Raw genomic sequence first — 12,553 nt, forward strand, 5'->3', positions numbered from 1 at the left:
CCGCCCCTTCAGAAATAGGTCCACGGCACCGCGAATGCAATGCCCGCACGTGAGCCGGTGCTTTAGTTGACCGGCTCACCCGTCAGACGCCTGCGGTGAATTTCCTCGGCATTCGGCAGGGCGTCGCGTGGAACAACGAAGATCTGCCCGGGTTCGATCCTGTCCGGATTGGCGATCTGATTGGCGTTGGCGAGGTAGATGGTCGTGTAACGAACACCCTGACCATAGACCCGCCGCGAAATCTGCCACAGCGTATCGCCGCGCCGGATGATGACGCTGTTGTCGCTCTGGGCAAGCGGAGCCTGTTCGATGGTCCGCGGCTCTGCCGTTGCAGCCGTTGGCGCGCTGGCTGGCGGTGAAGCCGCGTCATCACTGGCCGCAAGTGGAGCTGGCGGGTTTGCCGGCTGCATCAACTCGCTGAGAATGTCCGCCAGCTGCGGAAGGATCCGGCCAAGCCCATCGACATCACCGGCGCGCACGGTCTGTAGAAGCGCCATTGCGTCATTCGCCTTTGCGGCACCCGTCGCGGCGCGAAGGACCAGCCTGTCCGGCGCTCCTTCTGGCACACGGAAACCGGCAATCGGCGCAAGCCCGAGCTCCACGGAAGAGCGTGCAGCGGCAACAGCATCCATGGCCGGTGGTTCACCGCCCGCGTAAAGATTCTGGAGGATGGCCACCGCCTTGGACAGCGCAAAACGAAGCCGGTCAAACTCGGCTTCCTCGACACTCGCCTGAAGACCATCGGCAACAGGCGCTGTCTGGGCGACGACAGCGACTTGTTCGCCTTCCGGACGATCAAACGGCACGGAGGCACGAACCAGCACCTTGCCCGTGGCATCCAGCAATTCGACATTGATGATATGATTTCCAACAGGCAGATCGATTGTGCCGCTGACCACATAATTGCCCGACGCGTCCACCGTATCGTCGCCGATCACAATGTCATTGGCATAACCGCGAACCGATGCGCCTGCCGGACCTTTGCCCGCCACGAAGATCCGGTCGCCCTCGATTTCCACGGCCGAGACCTGGATATCCGGTGTAGCAGTCGGCACGGTGGCCGCCGGGGCCTCAGCCTCCGCAGCCGGAGGAGCAGCCGGACTTGCCGCTGCCATCTGGCCGCCGATGACCGGAGCACTGTTCGCCAGGGCTTGAGCATCTGCCGGAAGGTCCGGCGTCAATACGGCGGAAGGTGCGGCAGTGTCGCCCTGCGCGCTGCCGGCCGGCTCTGCCGCCACGGCGACCGTGGTGTCAGCCGGTGCGGCGACTTCTGGCGCAGGTGCGGTCGGCAATGTGATCAACCGGCTTGCTTCACCCGGTTTGGAGACAATGGCCAGAAGTTCGCCTTGTCCGCCTTCGGGGACGGACACGGTTGCCACCTCTTCGGAGGTCACCGTGTTTCCGTCTTCACCTGTCGCACGAATCTGCAACTGATAGTCGCCGGCGGGAAGCGGATTGTCGAGAATGGCTGCAAAATCGCCGCTTCCGTCGACGGTGAGCGATGCAATGACAGTGTCGCCATTGATGATTTCGACTTTCGATCCGGGAGCCGCATTGCCGGCAATCACCGTCGAGCCATCTGGCTCGACGCGCAGAATGTCGAAACGTGGTGTGATGCGGGTATCAGCAGCCGGAGCAGGAGCCTGTGCGACAACCTCATTGCCCATGAAGGCCTGTCTTAGATTGGCAATCATGGCAACGGCTTTTGCCGGGTCGGCAGGCAGAGCCTCGATCAAGGTCAGAGTGCGTGCTGCATCCTCGCGAAGCTTCGCAAGGGACGCAGTCATCGCCTCGTCCAGACCCTGGGGTATTTCTATCTGGGCAGCAGCAGCCATGGCGCCCTGAGCCAAGGCCTTCGCTGCGCTATAGGCCTCGACGCCCGGCATGCGTCCCTCCGCAAACAGGCCTTCCATGCTCGTGAGGGCAGCGTCGGCTTCCGCTCTCAGACGGTCCATCTTTTCGGCGGCACCCTCCGCCAGATTGCGCCCGACCTTGTCTGCCACACCTGCAACCTCCGCCGCTGCATTTGTCGCAGCATCACCAGCCGCAGTCAGCGGAGCCGCCGCATCCTGCGAAAGCCGTGGCATTACGAAAAACACCATCAGCATGGTCGCAATCGCAAACACTATCAGCACAAGCCAGATGGCCCGGTTCTTCATCATCTGTCGTCTCCAGACGCTCAACCCGCAATATCCCTTGAGATTGCTAGCGTTTTAAGGCCTCAGGGACAAGCGCTCCCATCACAATCGATCGATGAACGGCGCGGTTATCTGCCAATTTTGTTGACCTTGCTGCACCTGCGTAGTTGTTTGCCAGCATGAGCACACCGAAATCTCCGATTCGATCCGTTTGCGTCTATTGCGGCTCCCAGCCGGGACGTGACCCCGTCTTCATGAATGCCGGTCGCGAACTGGGCCGCGCGATTGCCGAAAACGGCCTGCGTCTTGTCTATGGCGGCGGCACGAAAGGTATTATGGGTGCCGTCGCTTCCGGCGTGCTTTCCGCCGGCGGGCAGGTGACGGGCATCATACCGCAATTCCTTGTCGATATGGAAGCAACCCGCCATTCCCTCGGTCAGTTGAGCGAGTTGATCATCACCGAGGACATGCACCAGCGCAAACATACCATGTTCGAGCGCGCCGATGCCTTTGTTACCCTGCCGGGTGGCATCGGGACGCTGGAAGAGATCGTCGAGATCATGACCTGGGCGCAGCTTGGGCGCCATGAAAAGCCGATGGTTTTTGCCAACGTGAATCAGTTCTGGCAGCCCATGCTCGAACTGATCGATCATATGGCCGATGCAGGCTTCATTCACACGGCACACAAGGTCAAACCTCTGGTGATTGACAACGTGGCGGACATAATCCCGCAGATCATGCAGCGCTGGGCTGACATCGACAGCCCTGAGGGCGAGCAGGACGTCATCGCCCGGCTTTGATCCTCTGAGGTGCTCGGCTGTTCAGCGCCGGCGGAGCATAGGCAGGGTGTAGATCACCAGAGCCACCCAAATGAGCGGAAAGGCAATCGCCCGCGCCGTGTCAAAGGGTTCGTTGAACACGAAGACGGCAATGATGAAGATCATCGATGGCGGAATGTACTGCATGATGCCGATGGTCGAAAGCCGAAGCAGCTTGGCACCATTGGCGTAAAGGATCAGAGGTACGGCAGTGACGACGCCGCAACCGATCAGCAGCGCGGTATCGGTGCCATTGCCCGTCAGGAAATGCCCCTGGCCCTGAAAATTGAGATAGACCAGGTAACCGAGAGCGATTGGCGACAGGAGCAGCACCTCAAGCAGGAAACCCTGGTTAGGGCCGATCGGCAGGGTTTTGCGGAAAAAGGCATAAAAGCCCCAGGAGAAGGTGAGGCCGAGCGCCACGATTGGCAGGCCGCCGCCACTCACCGTCAGGATCAAAACGGCAATGATCACCAGGCCGAGCGCGGCCAGCTGGGCTGGTTTTAGCTTCTCTTTCAGAAGGACGGCACCAAGGAAGATCGAAAACAGCGGATTGATGAAATAGCCGAGCGCGGTATCGAGCGCCCGACCGGCACCGATGGCCCAGACATAGATCCCCCAATTGATACTGATCAGGATGGCCGTAACTGCGGCCATGCCGAGCATGCGCGGGTTGCGGATGGCTTTCTTCAAATCATCGGTGCGCTTCAGGATGATCAGCAGCAGTCCGGCAATCGGCACAGACCAGAGAATGCGGTGCGCAATGACCTCGGCTGGCGAGATATGCGCAATCGCCTTCATGTAGAAGGGCAGGAAGCCCCAGAGCAGATAGGCGGAAAGCGCAAACAGGAAGCCGTTGAGAGTGTCCCGGTTTTCGGCGGGAGCGGGGACATCGGCCATGGTGTTTCCTAATCTTTTGTTCTGCTTGGAAACGGGCTTACGCCCGCAAGGTTGCAGGCGCAAATTCATTTCGGTGAAGCATGCTTCACTGAGCGCGATCAATGGCTGCCGGCCGAACCTATTCGGCTGCGATCTGTCCGGCCAATTCCCGGTTCTTCATCAGCTTGTAGACGATACTGTCCATCAGCGCCTGGAAGGATGCGTCGATGATGTTTTCGGAGACGCCGACCGTCCACCAGCGGGCGCCCGTCGCATCGGTGGATTCGATCAAGACGCGCGTGATCGCCTCGGTGCCGCCATTGAGGATCCGCACCTTGTAGTCGGCGAGTTCCAGATCGAGGATTTCGGCCTGATACTTGCCGAGATCCTTGCGCAGCGCGATGTCGAGCGCGTTGACCGGGCCGTCACCTTCCGCGACCGACATCACGGTCTCGCCGTCAACCAGCACCTTCACCACGGCTTCAGATACCGTCTTCAGTCGGCCATGACTGTCGAAACGCCGCTCGACCATCACGCGAAAACTTTCGACGGCAAAGAACTCCGGCACCGTGCCGAGCGTCTTCAGCGCCAAGAGCTCGAAGCTCGCATCCGCGCCCTCATAGGCATAGCCCGAGGCCTCGCGTTCCTTGACGACGGAGATCAGCGTGTCGAGCTTCGGATCGTCCTTGGCGACCCGGATGCCGCGGCGCTTCAACTCGTTGAGGAAGTTGGCCTTGCCGCCCTGATCGGACACCATCACCTTGCGGAAATTGCCGACTGTTTCCGGTTCGACATGCTCGTAGGTCTTCGGGTCTTTCAGAAGCGCCGAGGCATGGATGCCGGCCTTGGTGGCAAAGGCCGAGCCACCGACGTAAGGCGATTGGTGGTTCGGCGAACGGTTCAGAAGCTCGTCGAAGGCGCGCGACAGACGGGTGAGACCGACGAGCTTTTCCCGGTCGATCGACGTCTCGAAGCGCGACGCATAGGTTTCTTTCAGACAGAGCGTCGGGATGATCGTGACGAGATCGGCATTGCCGCAGCGTTCGCCAATCCCGTTCAGCGTGCCCTGGATCTGCCGCACGCCGGCCTCGACGGCGGCGAGCGAATTGGCGACCGCCTGGCCGGTGTCGTTATGCGCATGGATGCCGAGCGAGGAACCGGGAATGCCGGAGGCGATAACGGCGGAAACGACCTCGCGGATCTCAGGCGGCTGCGTGCCGCCATTGGTGTCGCAGAGCACGACCCAGCGGGCGCCGGCCTCGTAAGCCTCCTTCGCGCAGGCAATCGCATAGTTTGGATTGGCCTTGTAGCCATCGAAGAAATGCTCGCAATCGACCATCGCCGTCTTGCCCGATTGGACGACGGCCTTGACGCTATCGCGGATGCTTTCGAGGTTTTCCTCATTGGTGCAGCCGAGCGCCACCGTCACATGATAGTCCCAGCTCTTGGCCACGAGGCAGATGGCGTCCGCCTTGGCCTGCAGCAATTGGGTCAGCCCCGGATCGTTGGAGGCGGAGACGCCGGCACGCTTGGTCATGCCGAAGGCGACGAAGCCTGCCTGTTTCGTGCGCTTCCTGGAAAAGAATGTCGTGTCCGTCGGGTTCGCCCCGGGATAACCGCCCTCGACATAGTCGAAGCCGAAATCATCCAGCATCGCCGCGATCGCGATCTTGTCCTCGACGGAGAAATCGATCCCCGGCGTCTGCTGGCCGTCACGGAGCGTCGTATCGAACAGGGTGATCTTTTCGCGTGTCATGCTGTTGTCCTCAGGCAACTCGGTGATGTCTGCCCCTCATCCGGCTGCCGCCACCTTCTCCCCGCGCGCGGGGAGAAGGCCGAAACGGCGCCGCCTTCACTCCCTCTCCCCGCCTGCGGGGAGAGGGTAGGGTGAGGGGCAATTCTCATATTCAATTCTTCCCCGCAAACCGATCCGTCGCCCGGATCAGCTGGTCGAGGATACCAGGCTCGAGATAGGCGTGCCCTGCGCCCTCGATCAGGTGGAAATCCGCCTTCGGCCAGGCCTTGTGCAAAGCCCAGGCATACTTGGCGGGGCAGGGCATGTCATAGCGGCCGTGGATGATCACGCCTGGGATATCCTTCAGTTTGTAGGCATCGCGCAAGAGCTGCCCTTCCTCCAGCCAGCCGGCATGGACGAAGAAGTGGTTTTCGATGCGGGCGAAGGCCAAGGCGAATTCCGGGTCATAGAAGTGGTCGGAATAGTCAGGGTTCGGCAGAAGCGTGATCGTCTCGCCTTCCCAGGAGCTCCAGGCCACCGCGCAGCGTAGCTGTTCCTCGCGGTCGGTGCCGGTCAGCCGGCGGCGATAGGCCGCCATCATCTCGTGCCGCTCATTCTCCGGGATCGGTGCGCAAAAACGCTCCCACTTGTCGGGGAACATCTCGGAGACGCCAAACTGGTAGTACCAGTCAAGCTCGGCCCTGGTCAGCGTGTAGATGCCGCGCAGCACGAGTTCGGAGACATGCTCCGGATGGGTTTCGGCATAGGCGAGCGCCAGCGTCGAGCCCCAGGAGCCGCCGAAGACGAGCCATTTTTCTGCGCCAATCATCTGACGCAACCGCTCTATGTCGGCGACCAGGTGCCACGTTGTGTTGGCCTCGATCGAGGCATGCGGCGTGGATTTGCCGCAGCCGCGCTGGTCGAACAGGATCACGTCGTAAAGCGCGGGATCGAAGAGGCGGCGATGCGACGGGCTGGTTGCGCCGCCCGGGCCGCCATGCAGGAAGACGGCGGGCTTGGCACCCTTGGTGCCGAAACGCTCCCAATAGATCTGATGCCCGTCGCCGACATCGAGCATGCCGGTCTCGAAGGGTTCGATTTCGGGATAGAAGCCGCGCAATTCCGTCGTCATGTCATGTCCTCTTCGGTGGACAGGCCACCGTATCGTGATCGGGATGCTGCCGCGAGGTGGCGGCGATCCCCGCATTGCCCGCCGGAAGATCCGAGCGGTCGGTCTGCTTTTCCGGCAGGCCGAAGAGTTTGTCGAAGTAAGGCACCCGGCTTTCGACACCATCCTGCGAGATGGGCTCGGCCATTTCAGGCTTGTCGAGGCTGCCGATTGTCACGCTGATATAGGGCGAACCCTTGGTGCGGAAGAAAAGCGGCGTGCCGCAGTCCTTGCAGAAGCCGCGCCCGCAAGGATCAGACGACTGGAACCAGCTGGGTTCGCCGCGCATCAAGAGGAAATCCTCCTGGCGCGAGCCGGCCAGCGCCATGAAGAAATTGCCGCTCGCCTTCTGGCACATGCGGCAGTGGCAGATATGCGGATAGCCGAGTTCGCCTGATATCTTGTAGCGGATCGCGCCGCACTGGCAGCCGCCCGAATGCACCTGACGGGTCATTGATCATCCTCCGGCGGCCATACGGGCGTATCGTGGTCGGGATGCTGGAAGCTCTCGACCGAAGCGAAGAATTCCTCCATCGCGGGGCTGGTAAAGGCGGGCTTTTCGAAGAGATGGTCGATCCAGGGAAGGCGCTGGTGGTGGTTCACCTGAACCTGCGGCTCGAAACGCTCCGGATGGTCGAAGGCGCCGATGGCAAGTTCGACACCATCAGGGTGCTGATAGGTGAGCGGCGTCCCGCATTTGGCGCAGAAGCCGCGCTTAACCTTCGCGGACGAGCGGTAAAGCATGGGCTGCCCGCGCGTCCAGGTCAGATGCGCCTGGTCGGCACTGACAAAGGCGCCGAAAAAGGAGCCGAACTGCTTCTGGCACATGCGACAATGGCAGATCGAGGGGCGCCCAAGCTTCGACGCCTGGAACCGGATCGCCCCGCACTGACAGCCACCACTCTCGATTTCACTCATCTCGACGTCCTAGTTACATCGTCACATAAACGGTGACGCCGATGATCACCGCAGCGATCAGGACGCCTTTGGCGATCAGCCCGTAAAGCAGCCATTTCGGCATCTTCGTATTCGGGTTCGGCTGCGTCATGGCTTCGCCTCCGGCCACTGCTCCGTGTCCCGGTCCGGATGCTGGTAGGACACGACATCCGGCAGGAAAGGCGCGTCCACGAGATCATCCAGTGTCGCGTGCGCAGGCAAAGCAGGGATGGCGTCAACGAATGGGAGCTTGCACTCGACCCCGAACTGGATCACTGGCGGAAGCCGCGAGGGATCGTCAAATGCGCCGGCCGCGAGCGACAGCCCGTCCGGTGCCTCATAGGTGAGCGGTGTGCCGCAATCGCCACAGAAGCCGCGCTTGACGAAATTGGAGGAGGCAAAACGCTTCGGCTGCCCCCTGGTCCAGCTGACCTCGGCATCGCCGACGGCAACAAGCGGCGCATAGTAAGCCCCGAAGGCCTTCTGGCACATCCGGCAATGGCAGACGGAAACATCCTTCGGCTGGCCCTGCATGCGAAAGCGGACCGCGCCACATTGGCAGCCGCCGGTGTGGATGAGGGCGGGGGTCATGGGGTTTCCTCCAGCCAGTTCTCGACCTTCAGGCCCGGCACCCGACCGAACTCGCGGACATTCCCGGTCACCAGGGTGACATCAAGCGAGCGCGCATGGGCGGCGATGAAAAGATCGGTCGTGCCGATCGGTTGGCCGATACGTTCGAGGTCGTGGCGGATTTCGGCAAAATGCGACGCCTCCTTGTCCTCGTAGGGCAGGATTGCGATGCGATCGAGAATGGACTCGACCAGATAAGTCAGTCGCTCGGAATTCCGTTTGAGGATGCCGAAGCGCAGTTCCGACGCGACAATCGCACTGATGGAGATCTGGTCATCGCCGGCACGCTCCACCATCGCCGCGGCAGCGCCGTGCGGGTTCCGGATAAGGTCCGAAACGATGTTGGTGTCGAGCATGTAGCGGGGCGTGTTCACAGGTCGACGTCCCGTGCCGGTGCTTCGCGGAGGTCAAATTCGAAGTCTTCATCGAGGGGTCCCTGACGACGAAGCCACCCGATCAGGCTCTCCTGCTTTTTCTTGACAGGTTCCAGGGTGATCTTGTCGCCTTCCTTGCGCATGATCACCTCGTCGCCCGGGAAGTCGAACTCCACGGGAATCCGGACGGCGCGGTTGCGACCGTTCTTGAAGATACGGACATGCCTTTCCAGTTCCATTCGCGCCTCCGTTTGTGGCATATGCCAAGCATATGCCACCCGCTTCTCTCAAGCAACTACCGCTTGACCTCCCAGGTCGTCACCCGCTCGCCGGTCTCCTTGTCCTTGCCGTCCTTCAGCTGGATGCCCTTGGCGGCAAGGTCATCGCGGATCTTGTCGGCTTCGGCAAAGTTCCTGGCCTTGAGCATTTCGAGCCGCATGTCGACCAGCGCCTGGACGGCGGCGGAGAGGTCGTCGCTCACCTCCGCCTTCTTCGGAGCCACACCGAGCAAAGCCGCCGAGGCGACGAACAGCGGCAGCTTCGACGGATCCGCATTCGCCGCCTGGGCGAGTGCATGGACCGCCTGAACGGCAGCAACCGTGTTCAGGTCGTCGGAGAGGGCTTCCACAACGGCTGCATCCGGGGCGGTCTCGCCGGCATCGCCCGCCGGCCATTTCGCCAGCAGACGCTCCGCCTCCTCCAACCTCTTCACCGAAAAATCAATCGGCTCGCGGTAATGCGTCATCAGCATCGCAAGCCGCAGCACCTCGCCCGGCCATGTCCGTCCGCCGAATGTCTCCGTCGCCAAGAGCTCGTTGATCGTGACGAAATTCCCTTCCGACTTCGACATCTTGCGACCCTCGACCTGCAGGAAGCCGTTATGCATCCACACCGTCGCCATCAGGTCACGGTCGAAGGCGCAGCAGGACTGGGCGATCTCGTTTTCGTGGTGCGGGAAGATCAGGTCCAGCCCGCCGCCATGGATGTCGAACTGGTGCGGCTTGGACTTGGCCGCCGGCGAGAGACGATCCTTGATCTCTTCCCAGAGATAGCGGTCGGACATGGCAGAGCATTCGATATGCCAGCCGGGCCGGCCGAAGATTGCATGGGTCTTGCCTTCGAAGGTGAAATGCGCCGGCCAGCCTGGCTCGGTATCGGCCGACTGCTTCCACAGCACGAAATCGGCCGGGTTCATCTTGTGGCTTTCGACAGCGACGCGCGCACCGGCCTGCTGGTCCTCCAGCTTGCGCTTCGACAGCATGCCGTAATCGGCCATCGAGGCGGTGGAAAACAGCACCTCATGCCCCTCGGAACCACTGGCGACATAGGCATGCCCCAAGTCGAGCAGCCGCTGGATGATCGTAATCATCTGCGGAATGTTGTCGGTGGCGCGCGGCTCGACGGTCGGCTTCAGGCAGCCGAGGGATGCCACATCCTCGTGGAACTGGCTCTCGGTCTTGCCGGTCACGGCGCGGATGGCGTCGTTGAGGCTCATCGAGCCATCGGCGATCTGGCTGCCGAAATCGCGCAACGCGCGCGCGTTGATCTTGTCGTCTACGTCGGTGATGTTGCGAACGTAAGTGACCTTGTCGGCGCCATAGGTATGGCGCAGCAGCCGGTAGAGCACGTCGAAGACGATGACGGGGCGCGCATTGCCGATATGGGCGAAGTCATAGACCGTCGGGCCGCAGACATACAGGCGCACATTGTCGGGATCGATCGGCTCGAAGTCGACCTTCTCGCGTGTGAGCGTGTTGTAAAGCTTGAGGCCGCCGGCCATGTGAAACTCCCAGAATGATTGACCCGGCTGGACCGGGTCGTTTGTCATCTGGGGCTATGCAGGAGACGAAAACGGCCAGGCCAGCGAATGCGCTAGCGAATAATGATCCCGCAAATGATGCAGAGGCTCGTTTTCATGGGCGCTGTTATGGCGCGGGTCGCGAATTTGGTCAAGGGGCGGCAGATGCCCGGTGATCCGCCTCACGGATAGACATAGGTGTAGAGCGCGCACATGGTTGCGTCGCTCTCCGGCTGTTCCGGCGTGTCGAAGACGGCAATGGCGGTGACATCACCGTCGATCCAGCTTGCGAGGAAGGTAACCGGCTCGTTGCCGCAGAGCCTGTTGCCATTCAGCAGTTCGGGTGCCGCTGATGGCGCGACACTGTAGACGGATGCGGGTACGCTTTGACCGTCCGCAATGAAACGATCTGCAACCAGTGCGTCGAAGGCCAGCTTCTCGCCGTTTTCAAAGACGATTTCGAAATCATCGAATTTGATGTCGCCCGTGATGGCCATTGCGGTCGTGCTCAACGCTGCGAGGTCGTCGGCCAAGACCGGTTGCGCAAGCAGAAATGCAGTCATGGCGAGAAAGGAAGGCTTCATCATCGGTGAGTCTCCGGCTGGATCTGCAGTTTCTATAAAGCTTTGTCGCAGTGGCTGGGAAGGGTGGACTGCGGCTGAAAGTTCGGTCCTGCCACAATTGGTCCATGGGGCAGGGCGGTGAAACTGCGACCGGCGGGATCGAACTGTCTTGAAAAGTGATCAACCACAATCCGCGCTTTCGCTGGCTTTAATCCAATCTCAACATCCTAAGCTATAGGTTGAGATATATTTAAGGTTATAGCGGACCTGCCCAGCATGGAATCATTCCTGCATTTACCGACCATCATGGTCATGCACACAGGTTCGACCCTTATTGCGACCCTGATCCTGGGGCTCATGTGGTTTCGACGGCGCGACAGCCTTCTGTTGACGATGCTTCTGCTGGCTTCCGGTCTTGGATGCGTCTCAACCTTTTTGCAGATCTTGCGCGGATGGCTTCCTCTCGGTTTTGCTTCGGGATTCGGGCTTGGTCTGGCAGCGCTGTCCCTCGGGCTCGTCTGGCAGGCACAGGCGGTGTTTGACGGTCATCGTCCAAACTATTTCCACGCCTCGGTCGGGGCCCTGCTTTGGTGGGTTCTCAATCTGTTGCCGCTGGTTCATGAATCCCAGATCATGCGAACAGTGATCATTGCGGCGATCCTGGGAACCTATTCGATGCTCAGCGCTCGACAGGTCTGGATCGGTCGCATCGCAGAGCCTCTGCCTACGCGCGGGCTGGCAACAGTGCTTCATAGTCTGCGCTCGTTGATGTGGCTGTCAGCAGCCCCCCTTGCCGTTTTCGTGTCCCCAGCTTATCCGGCGCCCAACGAATTCGCCGGTTGGTTTGTCCTGTCTTCGCTGGTGAATACCTTCCTGGTTGTGCTGACCATCCTTTCCGTGCTCATTCTGGCGATGGAGCGCGCCGAGCGGATACACCGCCTTGCGTCCGAGCTCGATCCACTGACCAATCTCCCCAATCGGCGCAATTTTGTCACCAGGGCAGAGACCATGCTGCGCCGGTCGGAACCGGTGGCGCTGCTCCTGTTCGACATCGATCACTTCAAGGCCGTGAATGACAATCACGGTCATGCGATGGGCGACGAGGTTCTGCGCCGTTTCTCGCGGGTCATTGAGCAGAAGCTAGAGGCCGACTGGCTCTTTGCACGCATTGGCGGCGAAGAATTCGCCTGTCTCATGCCTTGCAAGACAGCGAGCGATGCAGCAGTCGTTGCCGATCTCTTGCGGACGGAGACCTCAGCCATACGGTTTCCAGAGACGAGCCTGCGGCAGGTGACCGTCAGTATCGGGGTCTCGGAAAAGTCACAAACAGCGGTCGGGCTGGATCAACTGCTGGCCATGGCGGATGCAGCACTTTACCGGGCAAAAAGCCGATGGACGCAATTGCGTGCGTTTCTATGAGCCGGTCAGCCTCCTCCAGCTCACTGGCGAAGCGGCCAAGCCGTCTTTGGAAACAAGATGTGAAGCTGCCAAGCTGGCAGGATGACGCGCCATCG

General features: G+C 60.9%; 13 protein-coding genes. 2 read left to right on the forward strand and 11 right to left on the reverse strand.

The annotated features are described in order from the left end of the window. Positions 1-62: 62 nt before the first annotated feature. On the reverse strand, positions 63-2,162 hold the full coding sequence (locus FE840_RS10710) for a LysM peptidoglycan-binding domain-containing protein (RefSeq protein WP_246318753.1): 2,100 nt from the start codon (positions 2,160-2,162) through the stop codon (positions 63-65). 155 nt (positions 2,163-2,317) lie between these two features. On the opposite strand from FE840_RS10710, the gene FE840_RS10715 reads away from it, so the two are divergent. Then, a complete protein-coding gene (locus tag FE840_RS10715) occupies positions 2,318-2,938 on the forward strand; it encodes an LOG family protein (RefSeq protein WP_138288074.1) in 621 nt (206 codons plus the stop codon). 21 nt (positions 2,939-2,959) lie between these two features. Here the strand turns inward: FE840_RS10715 and rarD are convergent, their stop codons facing one another. From rarD to FE840_RS10765, 10 genes are all read right to left on the reverse strand, one after another. Continuing rightward, positions 2,960-3,856: an EamA family transporter RarD gene (rarD, locus tag FE840_RS10720; RefSeq protein WP_138288073.1), complete on the reverse strand. Its 897-nt coding sequence runs from the start codon at positions 3,854-3,856 to the stop codon at positions 2,960-2,962. Between the two features lie 118 nt (positions 3,857-3,974). Then, positions 3,975-5,591, reverse strand: a complete 1,617-nt coding sequence (gene cimA, locus FE840_RS10725) for a citramalate synthase (RefSeq protein ID WP_138288072.1) — start codon at positions 5,589-5,591, stop codon at positions 3,975-3,977. Positions 5,592-5,742: 151 nt separating this feature from the next. Beyond that, entirely contained in the window at positions 5,743-6,702 is a 960-nt protein-coding gene (gene pip, locus FE840_RS10730; protein ID WP_138288070.1) for a prolyl aminopeptidase, read from the reverse strand. Between the two features lies 1 nt (position 6,703). Beyond that, entirely contained in the window at positions 6,704-7,192 is a 489-nt protein-coding gene (locus FE840_RS10735) for a GFA family protein (protein WP_138288068.1), read from the reverse strand. Continuing rightward, positions 7,189-7,656: a GFA family protein gene (locus tag FE840_RS10740; protein WP_138288065.1), complete on the reverse strand. Its 468-nt coding sequence runs from the start codon at positions 7,654-7,656 to the stop codon at positions 7,189-7,191. Before FE840_RS10740 ends, FE840_RS10735 begins: the two co-directional genes overlap by 4 nt. Positions 7,657-7,782: 126 nt before the next feature. Further along, positions 7,783-8,265 carry a GFA family protein gene (locus FE840_RS10745; RefSeq protein ID WP_138288064.1) on the reverse strand — a complete coding sequence of 161 codons (483 nt, stop codon included), beginning with the start codon at positions 8,263-8,265 and terminating at the stop codon, positions 7,783-7,785. Next, positions 8,262-8,660 (reverse strand): type II toxin-antitoxin system VapC family toxin, encoded by a 399-nt coding sequence (locus tag FE840_RS10750; protein WP_171033754.1) that lies wholly within the window; start codon positions 8,658-8,660, stop codon positions 8,262-8,264. Before FE840_RS10750 ends, FE840_RS10745 begins: the two co-directional genes overlap by 4 nt. Before the next feature lie 14 nt (positions 8,661-8,674). Then, on the reverse strand, positions 8,675-8,917 hold the full coding sequence (locus FE840_RS10755) for an antitoxin (RefSeq protein WP_138288060.1): 243 nt from the start codon (positions 8,915-8,917) through the stop codon (positions 8,675-8,677). Between the two features lie 56 nt (positions 8,918-8,973). Further along, positions 8,974-10,458, reverse strand: coding sequence for a cysteine--tRNA ligase (gene cysS, locus FE840_RS10760; RefSeq protein ID WP_138288058.1), 1,485 nt, complete (start codon positions 10,456-10,458; stop codon positions 8,974-8,976). 200 nt (positions 10,459-10,658) lie between these two features. After that, positions 10,659-11,063, reverse strand: a complete 405-nt coding sequence (locus FE840_RS10765) for a hypothetical protein (protein WP_246318754.1) — start codon at positions 11,061-11,063, stop codon at positions 10,659-10,661. Positions 11,064-11,315: 252 nt separating this feature from the next. On the opposite strand from FE840_RS10765, the gene FE840_RS10770 reads away from it, so the two are divergent. After that, positions 11,316-12,458: a GGDEF domain-containing protein gene (locus tag FE840_RS10770; protein WP_138288057.1), complete on the forward strand. Its 1,143-nt coding sequence runs from the start codon at positions 11,316-11,318 to the stop codon at positions 12,456-12,458. Positions 12,459-12,553 lie beyond the last annotated feature (95 nt).

The organism is Peteryoungia desertarenae, assembly GCF_005860795.2.
Taxonomy (GTDB): domain Bacteria; phylum Pseudomonadota; class Alphaproteobacteria; order Rhizobiales; family Rhizobiaceae; genus Allorhizobium; species Allorhizobium desertarenae.